General features: G+C 65.9%; 25 protein-coding genes. 5 read left to right on the top strand and 20 right to left on the bottom strand.

Going from position 1 to position 20,003, the window contains the following annotated elements; genetic code table 11:
- Window positions 1–368: 368 nt before the first annotated feature.
- On the bottom strand, window positions 369–617 hold the full coding sequence (locus tag AUL38_RS14125) for a WhiB family transcriptional regulator (protein ID WP_042543325.1): 249 nt from the start codon (window positions 615–617) through the stop codon (window positions 369–371).
- A gap of 265 nt (window positions 618–882) precedes the next feature.
- On the opposite strand from AUL38_RS14125, the gene AUL38_RS14120 reads away from it, so the two are divergent.
- Window positions 883–1,257, top strand: coding sequence for a hypothetical protein (locus tag AUL38_RS14120; protein WP_059063019.1), 375 nt, complete (start codon window positions 883–885; stop codon window positions 1,255–1,257).
- On the opposite strand, the gene bcp is transcribed toward AUL38_RS14120, so the two are convergent.
- The 10 genes from bcp to AUL38_RS14070 all read right to left on the bottom strand — a co-directional run bounded on the left by bcp (window position 1,254) and on the right by AUL38_RS14070 (window position 9,266).
- Window positions 1,254–1,727, bottom strand: coding sequence for a thioredoxin-dependent thiol peroxidase (gene bcp, locus AUL38_RS14115; protein ID WP_059063018.1), 474 nt, complete (start codon window positions 1,725–1,727; stop codon window positions 1,254–1,256). The genes AUL38_RS14120 and bcp overlap by 4 nt on opposite strands.
- 87 nt (window positions 1,728–1,814) lie before the next feature.
- A complete protein-coding gene (locus tag AUL38_RS14110; RefSeq protein ID WP_153006617.1) occupies window positions 1,815–2,498 on the bottom strand; it encodes a hypothetical protein in 684 nt (227 codons plus the stop codon).
- Between the two features lie 35 nt (window positions 2,499–2,533).
- Entirely contained in the window at window positions 2,534–3,625 is a 1,092-nt protein-coding gene (gene rsgA, locus AUL38_RS14105; RefSeq protein ID WP_059063016.1) for a ribosome small subunit-dependent GTPase A, read from the bottom strand.
- A gap of 4 nt (window positions 3,626–3,629) precedes the next feature.
- Window positions 3,630–5,153 carry a 3-phosphoshikimate 1-carboxyvinyltransferase gene (aroA, locus tag AUL38_RS14100; protein WP_059063015.1) on the bottom strand — a complete coding sequence of 508 codons (1,524 nt, stop codon included), beginning with the start codon at window positions 5,151–5,153 and terminating at the stop codon, window positions 3,630–3,632.
- A 139-nt stretch (window positions 5,154–5,292) separates the two neighbouring features.
- Window positions 5,293–6,111 carry an ABC transporter permease gene (locus AUL38_RS14095; RefSeq protein WP_059063014.1) on the bottom strand — a complete coding sequence of 273 codons (819 nt, stop codon included), beginning with the start codon at window positions 6,109–6,111 and terminating at the stop codon, window positions 5,293–5,295.
- Window positions 6,108–6,881: an ABC transporter ATP-binding protein gene (locus AUL38_RS14090; protein WP_059063013.1), complete on the bottom strand. Its 774-nt coding sequence runs from the start codon at window positions 6,879–6,881 to the stop codon at window positions 6,108–6,110. The genes AUL38_RS14095 and AUL38_RS14090 overlap by 4 nt, the downstream gene beginning before the upstream one ends.
- Before the next feature lie 3 nt (window positions 6,882–6,884).
- A complete protein-coding gene (locus AUL38_RS14085; protein ID WP_059063012.1) occupies window positions 6,885–7,700 on the bottom strand; it encodes an ABC transporter permease in 816 nt (271 codons plus the stop codon).
- A 71-nt stretch (window positions 7,701–7,771) separates the two neighbouring features.
- Window positions 7,772–8,770, bottom strand: a complete 999-nt coding sequence (locus AUL38_RS14080) for an ABC transporter substrate-binding protein (RefSeq protein ID WP_059063011.1) — start codon at window positions 8,768–8,770, stop codon at window positions 7,772–7,774.
- A 41-nt stretch (window positions 8,771–8,811) separates the two neighbouring features.
- Window positions 8,812–9,066, bottom strand: a complete 255-nt coding sequence (locus AUL38_RS14075) for a hypothetical protein (RefSeq protein WP_059063010.1) — start codon at window positions 9,064–9,066, stop codon at window positions 8,812–8,814.
- Entirely contained in the window at window positions 9,021–9,266 is a 246-nt protein-coding gene (locus tag AUL38_RS14070; RefSeq protein WP_059063009.1) for a hypothetical protein, read from the bottom strand. Before AUL38_RS14070 ends, AUL38_RS14075 begins: the two co-directional genes overlap by 46 nt.
- A gap of 202 nt (window positions 9,267–9,468) precedes the next feature.
- Between AUL38_RS14070 and AUL38_RS14065 the strand changes: the two genes are divergently transcribed.
- Together AUL38_RS14065 and AUL38_RS14060 are read left to right on the top strand one after the other, a co-directional pair.
- A complete protein-coding gene (locus tag AUL38_RS14065; protein ID WP_059063008.1) occupies window positions 9,469–10,104 on the top strand; it encodes a sigma-70 family RNA polymerase sigma factor in 636 nt (211 codons plus the stop codon).
- The gene (locus tag AUL38_RS14060; RefSeq protein WP_059063007.1) at window positions 10,101–10,355 is read left to right on the top strand and encodes an anti-sigma factor; all 255 of its coding nucleotides are present in this window, start codon (window positions 10,101–10,103) and stop codon (window positions 10,353–10,355) included. Before AUL38_RS14065 ends, AUL38_RS14060 begins: the two co-directional genes overlap by 4 nt.
- 61 nt (window positions 10,356–10,416) lie before the next feature.
- On the opposite strand, the gene AUL38_RS14055 is transcribed toward AUL38_RS14060, so the two are convergent.
- The 9 genes from AUL38_RS14055 to AUL38_RS14015 form a co-directional block, all read right to left on the bottom strand.
- Window positions 10,417–10,905, bottom strand: coding sequence for a YbaK/EbsC family protein (locus AUL38_RS14055; RefSeq protein WP_059063006.1), 489 nt, complete (start codon window positions 10,903–10,905; stop codon window positions 10,417–10,419).
- Between the two features lie 45 nt (window positions 10,906–10,950).
- Window positions 10,951–11,847 carry an ABC transporter ATP-binding protein gene (locus AUL38_RS14050; RefSeq protein WP_235590740.1) on the bottom strand — a complete coding sequence of 299 codons (897 nt, stop codon included), beginning with the start codon at window positions 11,845–11,847 and terminating at the stop codon, window positions 10,951–10,953.
- Entirely contained in the window at window positions 11,844–12,650 is an 807-nt protein-coding gene (locus AUL38_RS14045) for an ABC transporter ATP-binding protein (protein ID WP_235590739.1), read from the bottom strand. The genes AUL38_RS14050 and AUL38_RS14045 overlap by 4 nt, the downstream gene beginning before the upstream one ends.
- Window positions 12,647–13,495, bottom strand: a complete 849-nt coding sequence (locus tag AUL38_RS14040) for an ABC transporter permease (protein ID WP_059063005.1) — start codon at window positions 13,493–13,495, stop codon at window positions 12,647–12,649. Before AUL38_RS14040 ends, AUL38_RS14045 begins: the two co-directional genes overlap by 4 nt.
- A complete protein-coding gene (locus AUL38_RS14035; RefSeq protein WP_059063004.1) occupies window positions 13,492–14,448 on the bottom strand; it encodes an ABC transporter permease in 957 nt (318 codons plus the stop codon). Before AUL38_RS14035 ends, AUL38_RS14040 begins: the two co-directional genes overlap by 4 nt.
- Window positions 14,449–14,567: 119 nt before the next feature.
- Window positions 14,568–16,100: an ABC transporter substrate-binding protein gene (locus AUL38_RS14030; RefSeq protein WP_059063003.1), complete on the bottom strand. Its 1,533-nt coding sequence runs from the start codon at window positions 16,098–16,100 to the stop codon at window positions 14,568–14,570.
- A gap of 233 nt (window positions 16,101–16,333) precedes the next feature.
- Window positions 16,334–16,720: a hypothetical protein gene (locus AUL38_RS14025; protein WP_059063002.1), complete on the bottom strand. Its 387-nt coding sequence runs from the start codon at window positions 16,718–16,720 to the stop codon at window positions 16,334–16,336.
- Window positions 16,717–17,577: an arginase family protein gene (locus AUL38_RS14020; protein WP_059063001.1), complete on the bottom strand. Its 861-nt coding sequence runs from the start codon at window positions 17,575–17,577 to the stop codon at window positions 16,717–16,719. The genes AUL38_RS14025 and AUL38_RS14020 overlap by 4 nt, the downstream gene beginning before the upstream one ends.
- A 52-nt stretch (window positions 17,578–17,629) precedes the next feature.
- A complete protein-coding gene (locus tag AUL38_RS14015) occupies window positions 17,630–18,466 on the bottom strand; it encodes a DUF3097 family protein (protein ID WP_083506910.1) in 837 nt (278 codons plus the stop codon).
- A 63-nt stretch (window positions 18,467–18,529) separates the two neighbouring features.
- Here AUL38_RS14015 and AUL38_RS14010 point away from each other — a divergent pair, with 63 nt between their 5' ends.
- The gene (locus tag AUL38_RS14010) at window positions 18,530–19,615 is read left to right on the top strand and encodes an enoyl-CoA hydratase/isomerase family protein (RefSeq protein ID WP_059062999.1); all 1,086 of its coding nucleotides are present in this window, start codon (window positions 18,530–18,532) and stop codon (window positions 19,613–19,615) included.
- Window positions 19,616–19,639: 24 nt separating this feature from the next.
- Window positions 19,640–20,003, top strand: a 364-nt coding sequence (locus tag AUL38_RS14005; RefSeq protein WP_153006616.1) for a GntR family transcriptional regulator, incomplete at its 3' end; no start/stop codon positions are given.

Below are 20,003 nucleotides of genomic sequence, written 5' to 3'. Positions count from 1 at the left end.
GAGGCCGGTGATGGCCTCGTCCTGGATCTGCAGTGATTGATTCATGACGGTAGTCAAACACGCACCACCGACATTCAAGCCCTCACATGTGGTCGAAAACGGGGTCTGTTGAAAAAATTTTCAACTTCTTTACTGCTCAGTATCCGTCTGTGGGGCATGAGTGAGGCGACCCCGAGAGCAATGTAGTGACGCTTCGCATTCGGGGGAGTGCGCGGTGGGTGGGAGGATGTGCCAACTGGTTATAGGAACTTACTCAAACCAATCGGGTACCGTCAGGTGCTTGCCGGTCGCAGGAGACTGAGGGGCAAACGTAACAGTCCCCGGCACCCAAGTGGTGCCGGGGACTGTTACAAGCCGCGAGGCGGCGTTTAGGAGGCGCGGCGTGCGCGTGCTGCGCGACGCTTGAGCGCGCGGCGCTCGTCCTCGCTCAGACCGCCCCAGACGCCGGAATCCTGACCGGTGTCCATCGCGTACTGGAGACACATCTCCGTTACTGGGCAGCGGGCGCAGACTGCCTTCGCCCGCTCAATCTGATCCACTGCCGGTCCGGTGTTTCCAACCGGAAAGAACAGCTCGGGATCTACAGTGAGGCACGCTGCCTGTTCACGCCAATCCATTACTACCTCCTCTGCGTCGCACGTGCGATGCTCAATCTGTACACGCGCCAATCAGCAAAGGCCAGGTAGCCTGAGAGAGTCTGCGCGTTGTCTTTTGCCAACGTGACTGAGAATGCTCACACCGGCGTGCGCGAAACTCTGATGAATATATGCTTCCACGGAAGTGAACGAAAGACAATAGGCTTTTTGCTGTTGTTTCAGGAAACCGAGAGGTGTGGTGACGATTATGCGGATTCAGTCTGCCTGGCGAGTGCTAACTGCTACTTTGAGCGTTGAGCTGGTGCTGGGTGTTGTGCTGGTCGTCACAATGATCCCGACGTTCCCCTCGGCGGGCCCCGAGCGCGACGCGCTCGTGCCACTCTGGGTGAGCCTGTTCGTGAGCGTTATCCTGTGCTGCGTCTGGGTCGCGGCGACGCTCGTCGGGGCGATTTGTCGCCGCGGCAGCTGGGTGCGCGGGTCGGCGGTCACCCTCCACATCCTCATGCTCGCGGCAGCACTCGGTGTGTTCCAGGGGCTCATCGGGACGCCGGGTGTCGGGATCCTGCTGCTCGTACTCGCGATTGTCGGTTTCGCCTCAGCGATCCTGAGCGGCCTGCCCGCCCGCGGCCAGGCCGGGGCGGCCAGCGCCAGCAGCAGTTAGACGCCGAGCATCTTCACGACGCGCGCAACGTGACCGGTGGCGCGAATGTTGTAGAGTGCGTGCTCGATCTTGCCCTGCTCGTCGACGACGAACGTCGACCGGATGACGCCCTCGACGATACGGCCGTAGCTGTTCTTCTCGCCGAAGGTGCCGTACGCGCGGTGCACAGCGGTGTCGGGGTCGCTGAGTAGCGGGTATTCGAGGCTGTCACGGTCAGCGAACTGGCGCAGCTTGTCGACCTGGTCTCGGGAGATTCCGAGCACCTCGTAGCCGGCAGCGGCGAGTGGCGCGGAGGACTCCTGGAACTCGCAGGCCTCCTTGGTGCACGCGGGAGTCATCGCCTGCGGGTAGAAGAAGATCACGACCTTCTTGCCACGGAAATCGCTGAGCTTCCGCTCGGTGCCATCTTGGTCGAGGAGCGCAAACTCGGGGGCGGACATACCGGGCTCAAGGATTACGCGTTCAGTCATACTCCCACCCTAGCGTTGGCCGGTGACAGTCATCGGATGCGCTCTGCGACGGCAGCGATCGGACGCCTAGAGATGCGGTCTCGCCGCCTAGGGCTGCCCGGCTTTTCGCTGAGTGGCATAACCGGCGAGGTATTCAGGTTCTCGGGCAAGCTGTCCCTGCTGCAGCGCCCAGAGAGCCGCGACACCGGCTGGGCCGTATTCGCGTTCTACACGACGCACGTTCAACGACTGCGCCAGGCCGGAGGCCGGGACCAAGATGACACACACGATGAATAGTCCCAGCAAGGGCAGGCCATTCGTGGTGGCTTGCAGCTGCGGATAGCGGGTCATGAACGGTGCCACGAGCATCAGTACGAAGCCGAGGCACGGCAGGAGCAGTCCGAGCCACAGCAGCGCGGAAAACCGGCGCCCAGCAGCCACGAAGTTCGTCACCATACGCCGAACGATCACTGCGCCCGAGACGACGCCTGCAACCATGCAGAGCCAGCCCACGAACGTCAGCAAGAGCGAGAGCCCGGCGAACCCAGAGAGCGCAGCAATGGCGACGCTGTACAGGCCGATGAAGAAGACGCCGAGCACCGGAAACACGATGCCAAGCGCGGGCTGCGTGAAGGCGCGGAGCGACAGGTAACCGCGCGCGAGATCGGGCAGCGGCTTTGCCGAAACGGGCTGCACATGCTGCGCTGGCGGCTGGCCCATCCAGCCGGAACCCGGCGGCTGATATTGCGGCTGGGGCGTGGGCGGCTGATACTGCGGTGACGGCTCCGACATGCTCCAAGTGTAAAGGGGGCGGCTGGCCCGGTTCCCTACTTCATGAGGCGGCGCAGCGATTCGACGCGTCTTGCGCCCATCACGTCGAGCCGCCCGTCGGCGATCGCAAGATCGAGTTCGCAATCCGGGGCGTCCTCGGTGTGCGAGCACCCTCGCGGGCATGCGTCGAGCAGGGGAACAAGGTCGGTGAACCCGCGCAGGATCCCGTCGGCGGTCACGTGGCCCAAACCAAAGGATCGAACCCCGGGGGTATCGATCACCCAGCCGGTGTCGCCGTCGGCCGCCCCCGGCGTCGAGGCACGGAACGCAACCGACGAGGATGAAGTGTGGCGGCCGCGGCCGGTCACTTCGTTCACGTGGCCGGTTGCGCGATCCGCCTCGGGCACGAGCGCGTTAATGAGCGTCGACTTGCCGACACCGGAGTGACCAACAAACACGGTCGTCTTCCCCGCGAGCGTCGCGCGGATCTGCGCGAGCACGCCCTCGGGGGAGTCGTCCTCCCACGCACCAGGCGCGGAGCGAAACACCGGCACCTCGAGCGCAGCGAAGTTCTCGAGGAACGGCTCCGGATCCGCGAGGTCGATCTTCGTCAGGCAGATCAGCGGCTGAATGCCCGCATCGTAGGCCGCAACGAGGTAGCGGTCGACGAGGCGCACGCGCGGTTCAGGGTTCGCGGCAGCGACCACGATAAGCATCTGCTCTGCGTTCGCCACCATGATCCGCTCGACGCGGTCGCTGTCGTCTGCGCTTCGGCGCAGTAGCGTCGAACGTTCCTCCACGCCGACAATGCGGGAAAGACTGCCATCATCGCCAGTGACGTCGCCGACGAGCTGCACGCGATCCCCGATCACGATCGGGGTCTTGCGGAGCTCGCGGGCGCGAGCCGCAACGACCACGCGTTCGGGCTGTGCCTTCGGGCCGCCCTTCACCTTCGGTGTCGCGGGAACGAGCGCCGTGTATCGGCCACGGTCAACGGCAGTGATCATTCCGATGACGGCGTCGGAGTGCTCAGGGCGACGCTTCGTACGCGGCCGGTTCGCCTTAGGGTTGGGCCTTGCGCGCACCTCGTGGTCAGCGTACTCGCCGTAGGGTGCGTCGTCATCGTCATCGACGTTGAACCAGCTCACGCGGTCAGATTCCCTCAAGGAAGCCGCGGGCGATCGCGCCAAGGCCACCTGCGACGTGGCTGCTTGCGATCGCACCCTCAGTCATGATGTCGGTGCTGGCCGAGAGCGGGTCATAGCCGGAGTCAACGCGCAGCATGTCAGCCCAGAGTCGTGGGAATTCTGGCAGCGTCTTCGAAGTGCAGCCGATGTCGTCAACGGATACGCCCGGCACCACGAGCCCAATGAGCGCGCCGGTGGTCGCAATGCGGTGGTCGGCGTATGCGTGCCACAGCCCACCGTGCATCGCCGAGGGGTGGATCGCGATACCGTCTGGCAGTTCCTCGGCGTGGCCGCCGAGCGCGTTGATCTCAGCAACGAGGGCCGCGATGCGGTCGGTCTCGTGGTGCCGGGTATGGCCGATGCCAGTGATCTCGCTGCCTTCTCCGGGCGACCCGTCCGGCCGGGGGAGCGCGGCGAGGGCTGCGAGCCCCACGAGCGTCGGCGAGAGTTCGCCGGCATTCGGGACGTCGAGCTTCACGCCGCGCAGCTCGCCGGTTCCTGTGACCGTGAGCGCCCCGTCTTCGAGGGTCGCGGTGCCGCCGAACTCGGGGAGCAGCTCGCGCAGATGGTCACCGACCTGCGTGGTGTCGCTGGGCCAGTGCGGGATCGTCACTGAGCCGCCGACTGCAAGGGCTGCCGCGAGGAACGGGGCAGCGTTGGACAGGTCGGGCTCGATCGTGATTTCGCGGGCGCCAATCGGGCCGGGCTTGACGCGCCATTCACCCGGGGCGGGGGAGTCGGCGTCGACGCCGCGGGCGCGGAGCGCTTCGAGGGTCATTTCGATGTGCGGCACGCTCGGAAGTCTCTCGCCGGTGTGGACGACGTGCACACCCTCCGTGAATCTGGGGGCTGACAGCAGCAGCGCTGAAACGAACTGGCTCGAGAGCGAGGCGTCGAGTTCGACCCTGCCGCCGCGCAGCGATCCGGCGCCGTGCACCGTGAACGGCAGCGCGCCGCGACCGTCATCTGAGATGTCAGCGCCCAGCGCGCGCAACGCATCGAGCACGGGGCGCATCGGGCGCTTGCGAGCGTAGGGGTCGCCGTCGAAGGCGACCGGGCCGAGCGCGAGGGCAGCGACCGGGGGCACGAACCGCATGACCGTGCCAGCGAGACCACAGTCGACGCTGGTCGAACCCGTGAGTTCGGCCGCCGGGGTGACGCGCAGGTCAGGGCCGTAGGGATTCTTCCCCGCGAGCGGCTCGATTATGGTCCCGAGCAAGCGCAACGCCTCGACCATGAGGTCGGTATCGCGGGAGTGCAGCGGGACGCGGAGCGTCCCCGTGCCGTCAGCCAGGGCCGACAGCACCAGCTCGCGGCCCGTGAGTGACTTCGAGCCGGGCAAGGGCACATAGGCGTTGATCTCGGGGGGATAAACGCTGCCTTCGGGAGCTACCGTTGGGGCAGCCCAAGCCTCGACGGCGTCGTCGGGGGTGTCGCCCGCGCTCTTGCCGTCGTCGTCATTTCCGCGATTCAATCTTGCAGCCAGCATCTCTCTGAGCTTACCTGGGTTTCAGACGAAGCGGCAGCGCAGCCGCATGTCCCCGGACGAAAGAGTACAGAGCCTGTGGCCGTGCCGCGAGAGCGGCCCGTCCACAGGCTCTGATGGAGTCACTCCGGATGCCGTACGGCTACCCGACCCAACTCGTGAAGCGCTTCTCGAGGGCGCCAACGACCTGGTTCAGCAGAATGGCGATGAGCATAATGAAGAGCGATATCGCCCACACCGCACTGAAGTTGTACTGCTTGCTGAACGACGAGATGAGGCCGCCGATGCCGACGAGCGCGATGAACATCTCGCCGTTGATCATGCCCTTGACCGAGCGTCCGACTGAGAGACGGAGGCCGGCCAAGATCATCGGGAAGGCCGATGGCAGCACCACGCGGATGACAGTTTTCCAGCGCGAGGCGCCATAGGACGCGGCCATGTCGAGCAGCGGGGCGTCGACGTTGCGGATACCCGAGGCAGTGTTGATGATGATCACGAAGACGCCGTAGAGAAACACCACGGAGAATCGCGTGATATCGGACAGCCCGAAGATCGCGAACAGGATCGGCGCAAAGATCAGCGACGGAGTGACGAACAGGGCATTCACGTACACATCCAGCGCCGTGAACACGCTCGAGAACACGCCCATGAGCGTGCCGACGGTGAGCCCGACGACGATCGCGAGCGAGAGGCCGATGGCAAGCATCGAGAAGCTGGACAGGAGATGCTGTGGGAGCTCGTTTGTCGCGAAGAGGGTGAACAGCTCCGCGAAGACTGCGCTGAGCGGCGGGAGCCACTGCAGATTCAGCGTATGCCCCAGGATCTCCCAAATGATGCCGAGCACAATGAGTGAGCCCCACTGCAACACGAGGTACCGGGCCGCACGCTGCCACCAGGGACGCCTGTTGATCGCTGGGAGATCCCCAACAACAACGGCACGGGTGTCGGGCGCGATAGTCACTTTGCCCCCAACTGGTACATGTCGCGCAGCCGGCTCCACAGGTATTCCTTGAGTTCGATGAACTCCTTCGTCCGCTCGACACCCTCCTGGAGTCGCGGGCGGGGAATGTTCACGTCAATGACTTCTTCGACGCGACCCGGACGTGCCGACATGAGCACGACCCGGTCGCCGAGCAAGACAGCTTCCTCCATATCGTGCGTGACGAAGACGACGGTCTTCTTCGCCTTCTCCCAAATTCCGAGCAGCTCCTCCTGCATGTAGCGACGAGTCTGCTGGTCGAGTGCGCCGAACGGCTCATCCATGAGAATGATGGGGGTCTCGACGGCGAGCGCGCGGGCGAGTCCGACGCGCTGCTGCATACCGCCAGACAGTTCCTTCGGGTACTTGTTCTCGAAGCCGCTGAGCCCGACCATCTCGACAAACTCACGGGCGCGCTCACGTGCCTCGGCCTTGCGGGTGCCGCGCATCTCGAGGCCGAAGGCCACGTTGTCGAGGATCGATGCCCACGGCATGAGGGCGAAGTTCTGGAACACGACTGAGCAGTCGAGATTGGGTCCCGACACGCGCTTGCCGTTGACGATGACCTCGCCGTCAGTGGGGTTCTCGAGCCCACCAATCGCGCGCATGAGGGTCGTCTTTCCGCAGCCAGACGGACCGAGCAGCGTAATGAACTCGTTGTCGCCGATTTCGAGGTTGACGTTCGAGAGCGCGAGGGTTTCTCCCCGGCCCTCGGTGACGTACCGGTGCGAGAGATCCTTAACTGTGATCATGTGTTATTTCCATTTCATAAGACGTCGTTCGGCGGCCTGCATGAGCGTCGCCAGGAGAACCGCTTCGAGGACGACCGCGATGGTCGTGGCGTAGAGCAGATCCGATTGGAACGTGCCGCGGTAGTCGAGCATGGAAGCGCCGATGCCGACAGGCAGCATGATGAGTTCGACGATGACCATGCCCGCGAACGCTCGGCTTAGGCCGATCCGGAGACCGGAGATGATTGCGGGGAGTGCGCCTGGGATGAGGATGCGGCGCCAGATCTGCGCTTCGTTGGCGCCAAAGCTACCGGCCATCTCGCTCAGCGTCTTCGGGACCGTGCGGACTCCGGCGCGGACGTTCGTCGTGATGTAGACCCAGGAGAACAGGACGATCACGAGCACCTTCGGGAGCAGCCCGAGCCCAAACGCAATGAGAATGATCGGAATAAGCGGAGAAATGGGGAGCGCGAGGCTGGCGGCCGTGATGGGCGACAGCGCCCGGTCGACGAGGGGCCAGCGTGCCATAGCGAGCCCGAGCGGCACCGCGATGACCACGGCGATGATGTACCCCCAGAGCAGCGCAATGTTGCTGGTGAGCAGTGCTGGCCAGAGCTCGCCGCTGACGAACGCGATCTCGTAGAGCCCCGCCATCGTGTCGAGGAACGTCGGGATGAGGAGTGAATCCGCGGCGCGGGCGCCGAACTCCCAAAAGAGCGCAAACGCGAGGATCGCGGCGACGCGCAAGAGAACGGTCTTTCCCATCGAGACGGGCCGACGCAGCCGGAGGATCTTGATCGGCCGATCCCGCTTCGCCGATTCCGTGAGGTGAGCAGTCAAGAAACCGCACCTTCTTTCGTGTATCGGTCAAGGGCGGGGGCGCCGGGCGAACCGGCGACCCCGCGCTTGAACTAGCTGTTGTAGCGGTCGTCCGCGATGTCGGATACCGCGAGCTCGCCCTCGGGAATGCTGCCGCTTTCCTGGTAGAACTTGAGGGTCGCTGCGACCTCATCCATGTCGATCCCGACTGCGGTGGGGAAGATGCCAAGCTCGACGAGCTGCTCGTAGACGTCGACGAGCTCCGCTGCGTCCATGCCGAGCACCTCAGCGGCCCGATCGGCGTACGCTGCGGGGTCCTCCTGCAGCGCAGTGAACTCGGCCTGCAGCGCCTCGAGGTATGCCTCGACGAGCTCCGGCTTGTTCTCGATCGTGTCGGTGGTGGTCGTGATCGTGTGTGCGAGCAGATTGCTCTGATCCTCAGACAGCGAGGTGAGGACCTTTGCCTTCGTCTCGTTGCCCTTGATCGCTGGGATCCAGTCCTCGAGGCGCACCACGGTGCCGGCGATCTGGCCCTCGATGAGCGCGGTCGCGCGGTTCGCTGAGCCGGAAATCACCATGAACTCCGGCGATGCGTCCGGGCAGGTGTCTGCGAGCCAGCGCTTGAGGTGAGCGGTACTCGTCGACCCCTCGGAATGGTACGCGACAGGCTTGCCGTCGAGGTCGGCGCACTCCGTAATCTCGGGCGACACCACGATCTGCAGGTCGTTACGGACGTCATTGGTGACCATCTTCAGGTCGGCGCCAGCCAGGTTTGCTGACATGACCGTCGAGGGGCCCATGGCGGCAAAGTTGACATCGCCACGCAGGAGCGCCTGAGTCTGCACGTCGGGTGAGTCGAACTCGATGAATTCGACCTCCCACCCCTTCTCCTTGAGGCTTTCGAGCGCGAGCGCCGAGGGTGCGTCTCCGGGGCCGAGGCCACCCGGGTAGCCGAGGACGACCGAGCCAGGAGCGGCATCTGCGCCGTCCGAAGCCGGGGCGTCGCCGCTCGCGCAGCCTGTGAGAGCAAGTGCGAGGCCGGTTGCGAGGGCAGCGGTGCCCCACGCCCACTTCGAGTGCTTCTTGTCCATGATTCTCCTTTGATCTTTTCTGGGTGTGTTGCTACGTAAAATCAGTGCGCGATCGGGTGCGGCAGTGCGTTCGCAGCCTCAAGCACCTCGATGGACTCGACGACGAACGTTGAGAGCGCGTGCATCCTGTCTTCTCCGAGGTCCCGTGCGAGGCTGCGGTAGACCTCGTCGATTTGCGGCTTCAGGTCTGCGATGAAGGTTTCCCCGTATGGGGTGAGGGTGAGCTCAATCTGTCGCTGGTCGGCAGCGACTACCGCGCGCTGGACGATTCCGCGGCCTTCGAGGCTCCCGAGCATTCGCGACAGGCTGGGCTTCGCGACGACGACAGCTCTGAGAGCTCGGCGAAGTCGACCGTGCCCAGGTCGTTGATGACGCGGATGACGCGCCACTGTGCGTCGGTGATGTTCACCTGAACGAAGACGGCCCGGAAACGGACCATGAGCAGTTCGCGCATGTGCAACAGCTGGATGGGCAGCGTGTTCTTGATGTCGTGCACGTAACTCCTCGTTGAGATATAACCGCAGTTCGTTCACTCGTGAACGTGAACTTGTTAACAAGGTAGCTGGCCCGTCCCGGAAAGGCAAAACTGAAAGGTCACGATTTGGGTCCGGGCCGCCCGTTCGCCGTTTTGGGATGCCGGAACCGTGCGGTTTCTCGAGCTGTGTACGGTCCGTAGGCGGAGTGGTTAGGATCAAAGGGTGAAGAGCAGTGAACAGGACGATGCGTCCTCGAATCTCAAAGCCAGGTTCGCCGAGGAAGCGTTGCCGCTCCTTGACCAGCTGTTTGGTGCGGCGATGAAGATGACGCGCAACCCGCAAGACGCCCAAGATCTCGTTCAGGAGACGTACCTCAAAGCGTTTCAAGCGTTCGCCTCGTTCGAGCAGGGGACGAATCTCAAGGCGTGGCTGTATCGCATCATGACGAACAGCTACATCAACACGTACCGGAAGAAGCAGCGCCAGCCCTATCTCGGGGCGGTCGAGGAGCTTGAGGATTGGCAGCTCGGCGGTGCCGAGTCGACGACAGCCATGTCCTCGCAGTCGGCTGAGGCCGAGGCGATCGACCGCACGCCCGACTCAGTGGTGACCGACGCGCTCAACGAGCTCGCAGAGGATTTCCGGATGGCGGTGTATCTCGCTGACGTCGAAGGGTTCAGCTATCAGGAGATTGCTGACATCCAAGAGGTGCCCATTGGCACCGTAATGAGTCGGCTCCACCGTGGTCGCGCGAGGCTCAGGCAGGCGCTTGGGGAATACGCGCGCGAGCAAGGCGTTGGACTCGATAGAGCCGAACCGGCGAAAACTACACCAACGAAGAAAGGAGCCGCGCGATGAGCGACTGCGGATGTGACCAGGCGAAAGCCAACATTTATGAGTTGCTGCGCGGTGAGCTGTGCGCAGAGGAATCTGCCCCGATTCGGGAGCACCTCGCGCACTGCGCCGACTGCCAGAACGAAGAGAGCGTATGCGCTCGCCTAACGACGGCCGTGCGCCGCGCCTGCGAGGAAGAGCGTGAGGGGGCGGCTCCTGCCGACCTGCGCGACGCGATCCTCCGCGGGTTGACCGTCGGAGAACTGCAGGCGTAACGCCCGAGCGCAACGCTCGAACCGGTGTACGGCCCCGCTGTCGCTTCGGCGCGCGGGGCCGTTAGGCGTCCTCCCGCCAACCGGTGCAGACATCGACCCAGCCGAGGGCGCCGCTGAGGTCCTCGAGCTGATCCAGCGTGAGCTCGACCGCCGAATTCGCGCTGCCGGCTGCGGGAAATACTGTCTCGAAGCGCCTGAGCGACTCGTCGAGGTAGATGCGGGCGTCATCGGGGTTCGCGAAGGGACACACTCCGCCGACCGGGTGACCCGTGAGCGGCTCGACCTCATCGAACTTCAGCATCCGTGGTTTGCCGCGGAACTCGCGTTTGAACATGCCTCCGTTGACTTTTGCGTCGCCCGCGGCGACCACAAGAATGGCGCCAGGTTCGTCGGTGGTGCTCGCGAACGCGAGCGTTTTTGCGATGCGCTCGGGGGCTGTGCCCGCCTGGTCAGCAGCAAGCTCTACGGTCGCACTTGACTCAGCGAACTCGAGAATTGCTCCGGTGAATCCCTGGGCTGCGAGATCAGCGCGGACGGTGTCGATGCTCACTGGTGCTCCTTTGGCTTTGCGGATCGGATCGGGTCGCGGGCGGCGTCAGCCGCGCCAGGTGGTCTCTGGCAGCGTCAACCGGGACGCTACGAGCTGCCGCGTGTACGGCTCACTCGGGTCCGTGAGAAGCTCAGCCGTTGGCCCGTCTTCGACGATCCGGCCGCCCTGCATCACGATTGTACGCTCGGCGAGCTGCGGCACGATGCCGAGATCGTGGGTGATCGTGACGAGCGTCAGCCCGAACTCGCGCCGGAGCTCTGCGAGCAGCGCGAGCACGCGCGCGCGAACGAGCACATCGAGCGCGCTGACTGGCTCGTCGCCGACGAGCAGCTCGGGGCCGTGCACGATGGCCCTGGCGACCGCAATTCGCTGCCGCTGCCCGCCTGAGAACGCATCCGGGTAGCGTGAGGCGGCGTCTGCTGGCAGCCCGACGCGTTCGAGGACCGCTCGCACCATTTCCGCATGGTTCCCCGGGATATTGCCGCCCTCGAGTGGCTCGGCGACGGATTGACCGATCGTGCGGCGCGGATTGAACGAGGAATACGGGTCTTGGAAGACGAGGCCGGTGCGGCGGCGCAGCCATCCGAGGTCGCGCGAGTGCGCGTGCACCTCGCGGCCGTCGAAGCGGACCGTGCCCGAAGTGGGGGTGCTGAGCCCGAGCAGCTGCCGAATCAGGGTGGTTTTCCCCGATCCCGATTCGCCGACGATCGCGACGCTCTCGCCGGGGGCGATCGACAGCGAAGCGCCGTCGAGCGCGTGCACGGTCTGCGCACGCTCGAGGAGCTTGCGCGGCGGCGTGCGGAACTCTTTCGAGACGTCGACGAGTTCGACGAGCGGTCGGTCGCCGCGGTCTTCCGCGTGCAGTGCCTCGGGGATGCTCATCTGCCCGGTCCAGGGTGTCTGGCCGGTCCACTTGGGCGGTGTCGGGGTCTGCTCGCTCATGAGTGGTCGCCTCCTGCCGCCGCGATGAGTGCCTGAGTGACGCGATGCTGCGGTCGTTCGAGGATCTCGCGCACGGCGCCCTGCTCGACGATCCTGCCATCTTCGAACACAACGACCCGCTCCGCGACCTGGTGAACCACGGCGATATCGTGCGTGATGCACACGAGCGAGCACGAAGCGCTGTCGGTGATGTCGGTGAACAGCTCGAGAATGCCGCGCTGCACGGTGACATCGAGTGCGGTCGTCGGCTCGTCCGCGAGGAGCAAACCGGGGTTCGCGGATATTGCCGCCGCGATCGCGGCGCGCTGGCGTTGCCCGCCAGAGACTTCGTGCGGGTAGGCACGCACGATTCGTTCGGGGTCCTTGAGCCCGACCTGGCTCGCGAGTCGCAGCGCAGCGTCGCGTCGTTCTTCGCGCCCGAGACGGTAATGGATGGCGAGGGCCTCGGTCATTTGGGTGCCGAGCCTGCGGAACGGGCTGAGCGCAGTCTTCGGCTCCTGAAACACCATGCCGATTCGGTCGCCCCGGATGACCGCGAGTTCGCGCTCCGAGAGTCCGAGGAGCTCCCGGCCGTTCGCGCGCACCGATCCGCGCACCTCGGCGCCCCGGGGGAGGAGCCCCGCGATCGCGAGCGCAGTGATTGTTTTGCCCGAGCCCGAACCACCGATGATGCCGAGCCGCTCACCGGCCGCGAGGCTGAAGGAGACGCCGTGGAGGATCTCGGTCCCTCCTATCGAGACGTGGAGGTCTTCGACCTCGAGCGCCGTCGCCCCGGTCTCGCTCATATATGACTGCTCGCTCATCGCGGCACCTCCACGGTCTCGTCGCCTGGGTCGCGCGTATCGAGCGCGTCGCGGAGTTGGTCACCGAACAGGAAGAACGCGAGCACGGTGATGGTAATCGCAAGACCTGGCCACACGACAGTTTCGGGGTAGATCGACACGAACCGCTGGGTGGAAGCGAGCATGCCGCCCCAGGACGGAACATCCTTCGGAGCGCCGAAGCCGAGGAAGCTCAGGCTGGCCTCCGCGAGTACCGCTGTGCCCATCGTCCAGGTCACCTGCACGATGTAGACTGGGAGCACGCTCGGGATGAGATGGCGGAAGAGGATGCGTGTGCGTGAGAGCCCTGCGACCTGCGCTGCGACGACAAAGTCGGCACCGGATACCTGACGGAACTCGGCGCGCAGCACCCTGCCCATGGAAACCCCGAATGCGACCCCGAGCGCTGCGACGACGATGGGAATGCCGCTGCCGAAGACCGCCGTGAGCATGATCGCGAGCAAGGTCGTCGGGAACGCGACGAGTACGTCGATGCCGACGGCGACGACCTCACGCACGGGGCGCTTGCCGAGCCCGCCGAGGAGCGCGAGGACAAAACCAATGAGGCTTGCGAGTGCACCGGTCGCGAGCGCCACGCCGAACGACACACGGCTGCCGGCGATGAGCCGCGACGCGATGTCGCGGCCACTGCCGTCGGTGCCGAGCCAGTGGGCTCCGGACGGCGGCAGCCAGATGTTGCCGCTCGCATAGTTCGGGTTTTGCGGCAGCCAGAAGAAGGAGACGATCGAGACGAGAGCGACGAGAAGGAGCACGCCCACCGCAAACGCGCCAATGGGCTTTCGGATGACTCTGCGCAGTGTGTTCATTCTTCGCCCTCCGCCCGGAGTCGGGGGTCAATGAGCCGGTGTACGACGTCAACGAGCGCGCCCATGATGAGGATCACGCTCGTGAGCACGAGGAGCGTCGACTGCACCTTCGGGAGGTCGCGCTCGCCGACGTCTGAGACGAGCATGCTGCCGAGTCCGGGGAGGCTGAAGAGCTGCTCGACGACGACGGCGCCAACGAGGAGCGCGGCTGCCTGCAGGCCGAGCATTGAAATGATGGAGAGCCCGACACCGGGCAGCCCCTGGGTGAGCAGCGCGCGCAGCCGGGAATTGCCCTGGGACATGGCGGTGCGCACGTGGTCGGCCTCGAGGGCGCGCAGCGTTGCGCTGCGCACGAGGCGGAAGAGGATCGCGCCCTCGATGAGACCGATGGTCAGCGCCGGCAACACGAGCGATCTGAACGCTTGGAACGGGGCCTCCCAGCCGTCGCGGGGGAAGCCCTGGGACGGGAGCCAGCCGAGCCAGGAGGACAGCAGCAGCGTGCCGAGCAGCCCGGCCCAGACCACGGGGATCGCGGACGCGAGCACGCTGGAGGCGGAGACGAGCTGACCGATGGGCGAGTCGTTGCGGTAGGCAGCGAAGACGCCGAGCGGGATCGCGACGAGCAGCACCACTGTGAGCGACATGACCGTGAGCGGGATCGTCACCTCCGCCTTCTCGGCGAGCTCAGCGGCGATGTCGCTGCCAGTGACCACGGACGTGCCGAGATCGAAGCGGAGCACCCCGAAGATCCACTCGAAGTACTGCGTGAAGATCGGGCGGTTCAACCCGAGCTCCTCCCGCAGGCTCTCGATCTGGGCGGGGGAGGCCTGCGTGCCGCCAATCACCTGGGCGACGTCGCCAGGGAGGATGCGGAGCGTGGCGAAGATGAGCACGCTCGCGACCAGCCAGGCAAGAGCCAGGAGGCCTGCGCGGCCGATGATGAATCGCGTCACGCTTTGAGACTACTCACTCTGCGGCCTCCTTGGCGGGTGGTCTGGGTACGTGTTCGGGCTCGAAACCTCGCGCGTATGCGGAAGGCTCGAGCCCGAACGGTGCTGCGGGTGGGTGGCGACTACTCTACGGTGATGCCCGCGAGGTTCACCCGCGAGTTCGTGTTCACCTGCGGGAAGCCCTGCACCGACGTGCTCACCACGTTGGTCGGCGTGTAGTTGAAGAGCCACTTCGCTGGTGCGTCTGCCGCGACGAGGCGCGCCGCCTCTTCGAGGAGCGCGGACTCGTCGGCCGCGTTGACGCTCGAGGTTGCCGCAGCGTAGAGGCGCTGTACCTCGGGGTTGTCGTAGCCGAAGTAGTATCCGGGGTTCGCATAGTTCGCGAAGTCGCGCGCCTCGGCGTGATCAACGTAGCTGAGATCGAAGTCGTGGTTCGAGTAGACGTCGTTGAGCCAGGTCGGGAACTCGACGGGCTTCACCTTCGCGGATACGCCGATGTCTGCGAGCTGGCTCGTGACGAGGTCGAGCGAGGCGGTGTCGTAGAAGTTCGGCGCCGTGATGGTGAGGCTCAGGTTCTGCTGGCCGGCCTCAGCGAGCAGCGCGCGTGCCGCCTCGGGGTCGTAGCCGTTGACCTCGGTGAGGTCGACGTAGCCCGGTTCGCCATCGGTGATCGGGCTACCGAGCGGCTTCGCGTCACCGTTCTGCGTGCCGACGAGGGTCTCGCCGTCGATCGCCATGCTCAGTGCCTGCCGCACGCGCGGATCGTCGAAGGGAGCGCGGGCGCCGTTGTACGCGAGCGTGAAGACGTCCGCGCTGTCGGCGCGAGTCATCTCGAAGTTCGCGTTGCCCTCGAACTCTGCGCGCAGCGGCGGAAGGAGCGCCGTGTGCGCATCGATGTCGCCATCCTTGAGCGCGTTCACCGCGGCGCGGCCCTCGGGGAAGAAGCGGAACACTGCGCGGTCGAGCGATGCGGGCTCGCCCCAGTAGTCGGCGTTCTTGTCGAGCGTGATGCTGTCGCCCTGCTTCCAGCGGGTGAACTCAAACGGGCCGGTGCCGTTCGCCGAGTTCTGCAGGCCCTCAGTCGAGCCGCCCTCGAGGATGACTCCGGCAGAGCCCGCGAGCTCCCAGAGCAGCAGCGTGTTGGGCTGGTCGAGCGTGAGCTTCACCTGGGTGTCGCTGAGCTTCTCGACGCCAACGGCGAAACCGATGGTCTCGGCCGTGAGCGCGGGCTCGAGTGAAGCGACGACGTCGTCTGCGGTGAGCTTGGCACCGGAGTGGAAGGTCACGTCTGGCTGCAGCGTGAACGTGTACTCAAGCCCGTCCGCACTCACCTCGGGCATCTCCGTGGCGAGCACCGGAACGATGTCGGCAATGCTGCCGGTGTCGATGCCGACGAGGCCCTGATAGACGTTGTCGATGAGTACCTGGCCGGTGGCGACACCGGCGTCGTTGCGCACGTCGAGACTCGTGGGCTCGAGCACGAGCCCGATCGCGACCTCGTTCTTTGCGTCGGCGCCCTCCGTCGGGCGGGTGAGCGTGAAGTACGCGGCGACGGCAGCGACGAGGCCGACGATGATGACGATTGCGATGACTAGCGGTGTCTTGGAACGCTTGCGCTTCTCGTAACTTGGTGCCTGGGGGTTCGACTCACTCACGGTGACTCCTCGGGATCGCTCTGCTGGTACAGATGTTCAGATACGGAGCCTGCGGCGGCGCAATGCGGTCGCAGGCGATCTCAGCACAGGTCGTGCTGCTGAACGCCGGCGCTTCGCTGCGCGGGTGTCGAAGATCGAGACTACGCTGAGCGAACCTCGGCTGTCCTCGGGATGTCGACCTTGTTGCAGGGTTGTTACGTACCGATGAGTCGGTCGTAGCTGTGAGCTTCGACCTAGCGCACGTAGCCGCCGTCTTTGAGCCCAGCTTCTATTTCAAATCGGTTTCGCAGTGGGTCACGACCGGCAATCAGGTAGAGGAACGGCATCGCGAGCCCGTACCTGCGCCACTGCCTCCGATGCACCTGCTCGTGCCGAAGGACGGCCGGGCTCACATTCTCGCTCGTGAGATAGCAGGATCCGACGCAGCTGCCGCCCCGCCCGAAGGTCCACCTGGGCATGCCGCGAAACACCCAGAGGCCGTCGACACGCTCCACGGCTCCCGTCGACCAGATCGATCCCCACACGAACCCGACCGCCGTGGCATACGCATACCCGAACCAGGCGAACGGCAGATTGCGTCGCCGCGACACCGCGGAAGCTGCCGGGTGCGGCGCGCTCACACCCGACCGCCAGAGGTGAGCGCCGCGAGCACGCGCAGCACAGTCGGCGCGTCCTCCGCAGCCATCGCAGCGTCCGCGGGCGCGAACTCGCAGATCGCCGCACCGGCGAGCGGCACCGTCGCCACCGCGGCACGAATCGCTGCGGTGAACTCCCCGACCGCAAACCCGAACGGCACAGCGCCGTGCACAGAGGCGAACTCGGCAGGATCGAGCACGTCGAGATCGATATGCACATACACGCTCGTCGCCCCAATCTCCCGGAGCCAGAGCGCGACCGATTCCCCAACATCGCTCTCGTCGCCGGTCGAGAGCACCGGCTGCGTCCGAATACCGAAGGCCGTGATCGCCTCGGCCTCTTCGGGATCCACCTCGCGGGCACCCAGCAACAGGACGCGTGACGGATCGACGGGGTGTTGCGACACGAGCTCAGGCACGCCGTCGCCGAGCGCGTGCCTGAGCGCCATCCCCGAGGCGGCGCCGGACGGCGACGTGCTCGGATGCTGGAGGTCAGGGTGCGCGTCACACCAGAGCACCGCAGTGTGGGGATCCCGCGCAATCGCGCGCTCGAGCCCGGCGAGCGTCGACGCACAGTCCCCGCCCACCGTGATCGCCGGGCCAGCGTGGCCACGCAGCACCTCGCGCGCAGCGTCGCGTGCCGTCAGCAGCGAACTCAGCCGCGCGACCGGGGTGCCGAGCGCGTCACCGGCGTGCGCTGGTACCGCAACATCGAAGCGTGCGCTCGGTGGGAGATCCTCACGCAGCGCCGCCGCGCCATCGGCGAGCAGCATCGCACGCGACGATGCCGATCCCTGCCACTCGGGCATCACCACAAAGATTGTCTTGGTCGGCTCAGCCATCGCACCCACCTTCATTTCTCGCTACCAGCCCAGCCTACGCTGGCGCCGCTGGTCAGTGCCCGACAGACACAAAGTCGATGAGTTCCTCGACGCGCCCGACGAGCTGCGGTTCGAGGTCACGGAAGTTACGCACCCGGCTGCGGATCCGCTGCCAGGCCTCCGCGGTATCGGCAAGTTCCTCGGATGGCCACCCGAGCGCGCGGCAAATCCCGGTTTTCCAATCAATGCCGCGCGGGATCCGGGGCCACGCGGTCATCCCGAGCCGCTCCGGCTTCACCGCCTCCCAGATGTCAATGTAGGGGTGGCCAACGATCAACACGTGCGCCCCGTGCGGGCCGCGTGCGATCGCGTCAGCGATCCGCGTCTCCTTCGACCCCGTCACGAGGTGGTCGAGCAAGACACCAGCGCGCCGGTCCGGCCCCGGCTGGAACTCCGCGAGCACGCGCTCCAGGTGATCCGCGCCGTCGAGCAGCTCGACCACGATCCCCTCGATCCGCAGGTCATCGCCCCACACCTGCTCGACGAGCTCCGCATCGTGACGGCCCTCAACAAAGATCCGGCTCGGCATCGCGACGCGTGCGCGCTCCTGCGGCGCAGCAAACGAGCCCGAAGCGGTGCGGCGCCGCACAGGCGCACGCGCTGGGGGCACAAACTTCACGGGCTCCCCGTCAACGAGAAACCCATCAGCGAGCGGAAACGCGCGCACAGCGCCGTCGAAATCCTCAAGCTTGAGCACGCCGTCGCGCGCGTCGATCACCGCGCCGCAAAACTCGGTCAGGCTGTGCTCAACCACGAGCCCCTTCACGAGCGGGACCTCCTTGCGCTGCACGGGCCCCCGACGCGGCTTCATCCGGGCAATCGGGTCGTTGTCGTAGCGGTCATCTAGCACGCAACCGAGCCTAGCGAACGCGGCCCCCGTGCGCCGCGCGTGCCAGGCTGCTAGCGTGCAGGTATGAACGCTGACGTTTCCGAACCGCTTATTCTCACCGACCGCGAAGGCGCGATCACCAGGGTTACACTGAACCGGCCACGGGCAATCAACGCCTTGAACACAGAGATGTTCGAGGGGATTGCCGCCGCCTTCGACGCGGCAGCCGGATCCACCGCGATCGTGTTTGACGGCGCAGGCGAACGCGGCTTCTGTGGTGGCGGCGACATCAAGCAGATCGCCTTCGGCGGCGACCCCCGCATCCTCTTCGGCGCCGAGTACGTCATCAACTACCGCGTCAGCGCGTCGCCCGTTCCCATCGTCGCCGTCATGGACGGCATCACCATGGGCGGCGGTATCGGACTCGGCGGCCACGCCGCTTTCCGCGTCGTCACCGAACGCAGCCGACTCGCGATGCCCGAGGCACGCATCGGCATCATGCCCGACATCGGCGGACACTACCTCCTCGCGCGCGCTCCGGGCCGGCTCGGAGAATACCTGGCGATCACCGCCGGCGAAATGGGCCCGGCCGATGCGATCGCACTCGGATTCGCCGACACGCTGATCGACAGTGCGCGCATCGATGAGCTTCGCGCTGCGCTCGCCGCAGGCGGTGACCCCGCGACGACGATCGCTGGTTTCGCGGTGACGGTGCCCGAGGCGCCATTGCTCGCCGTGCGCGAGTGGTTTGACCCCATTGCCGACGCCGCACTGGGCGAGGTAGACGCGGTCGCCGACCCGATCGGCGCGACCGCAGCGCTGCTCGCGGGCCTCGAATCGAGCGACCTTGCCGTCGCCCGCGAGACCGCGGAGCTCGTGCGCGGCATGTGCCCGCTGTCGTTGGTCGCGACGGTTTCGCAGATCGCGCGTACGCGCGCGGAGGATCTCGATGTCGCCGCCGTACTTGAGGACGACTTCCGCGTCGTGCCGCGCCTCGCCGTGCACCCGAACTTCGCCGAGGGCGTGCGCGCCCAGCTCGTCGACAAGGATCGCAACCCGACGTGGATCCCGCAGCGCGTCGAGGAGCTCGATCCCGCAGAGGTCGCCGAGATCCTCGCCCCCCTCGCACCAGGCGAGGCGTCGCTCGGGCTGCCCGTCCGCGGCGCGTAGCCAGCGGCGGGTTACTCTGGAGGCATGACAGCGGAGGTAGAGCAGCGGCAGAGCGGGCGCAATGGCGCTGCATCGCGACCGCCGCGCGGGGCACCACGCGAGTTCCCCGTCGAACTCGACCGGACGCTCGAGGCGCCGCTGCCCGGGCAGCTCGCCGCTGCCCTGCGCGAGGCAATCGACGCTGGCACCCTGCGCCCGGCAGGACCGGTCCCGGCAACCCGCGAACTCTCACGCCGCATCGGCGTCGCCCGCGGCGTCGGCGGAGCCGCCTACGGGCAGCTCATTGCCGAGGGGTACCTCGTCGGGAGGCACGGACGCGGAACCGCGGTCAACCCCGAACTCGCGCCCGCTGCTACCGACGCAGCGAGCCGCGAGCGGACGGAGCGGA

Origin of the sequence: Leucobacter sp. G161, assembly GCF_001482305.1 — a bacterium.
In the GTDB taxonomy this organism is placed as follows: domain Bacteria; phylum Actinomycetota; class Actinomycetes; order Actinomycetales; family Microbacteriaceae; genus Leucobacter.
This window is presented reverse-complemented; position numbering and strand designations above follow the sequence as displayed.

Bases quoted from the DNA above. Each gene is read 5' to 3' on its own strand.
- AUL38_RS14110 (WP_153006617.1), bottom strand. From the start codon at position 2,498: ATGTCGGAGCCGTCACCGCAGTATCAGCCGCCCACGCCCCAGCCGCAA.
- AUL38_RS14080 (WP_059063011.1), bottom strand. From the start codon at position 8,770: ATGGACAAGAAGCACTCGAAGTGGGCGTGGGGCACCGCTGCCCTCGCA.
- bcp (WP_059063018.1), bottom strand. From the start codon at position 1,727: ATGACTGAACGCGTAATCCTTGAGCCCGGTATGTCCGCCCCCGAGTTT.
- AUL38_RS14040 (WP_059063005.1), bottom strand. From the start codon at position 13,495: ATGAACACACTGCGCAGAGTCATCCGAAAGCCCATTGGCGCGTTTGCG.
- aroA (WP_059063015.1), bottom strand. From the start codon at position 5,153: ATGCTGGCTGCAAGATTGAATCGCGGAAATGACGACGACGGCAAGAGC.
- AUL38_RS14075 (WP_059063010.1), bottom strand. From the start codon at position 9,066: ATGCTCGGGAGCCTCGAAGGCCGCGGAATCGTCCAGCGCGCGGTAGTC.
- AUL38_RS14060 (WP_059063007.1), top strand. From the start codon at position 10,101: ATGAGCGACTGCGGATGTGACCAGGCGAAAGCCAACATTTATGAGTTG.
- AUL38_RS14020 (WP_059063001.1), bottom strand. From the start codon at position 17,577: ATGGCTGAGCCGACCAAGACAATCTTTGTGGTGATGCCCGAGTGGCAG.
- AUL38_RS14125 (WP_042543325.1), bottom strand. From the start codon at position 617: ATGGATTGGCGTGAACAGGCAGCGTGCCTCACTGTAGATCCCGAGCTG.
- AUL38_RS14045 (WP_235590739.1), bottom strand. From the start codon at position 12,650: ATGAGCGAGCAGTCATATATGAGCGAGACCGGGGCGACGGCGCTCGAG.
- AUL38_RS14010 (WP_059062999.1), top strand. From the start codon at position 18,530: ATGAACGCTGACGTTTCCGAACCGCTTATTCTCACCGACCGCGAAGGC.
- AUL38_RS14090 (WP_059063013.1), bottom strand. From the start codon at position 6,881: ATGATCACAGTTAAGGATCTCTCGCACCGGTACGTCACCGAGGGCCGG.
- AUL38_RS14050 (WP_235590740.1), bottom strand. From the start codon at position 11,847: ATGAGCGAGCAGACCCCGACACCGCCCAAGTGGACCGGCCAGACACCC.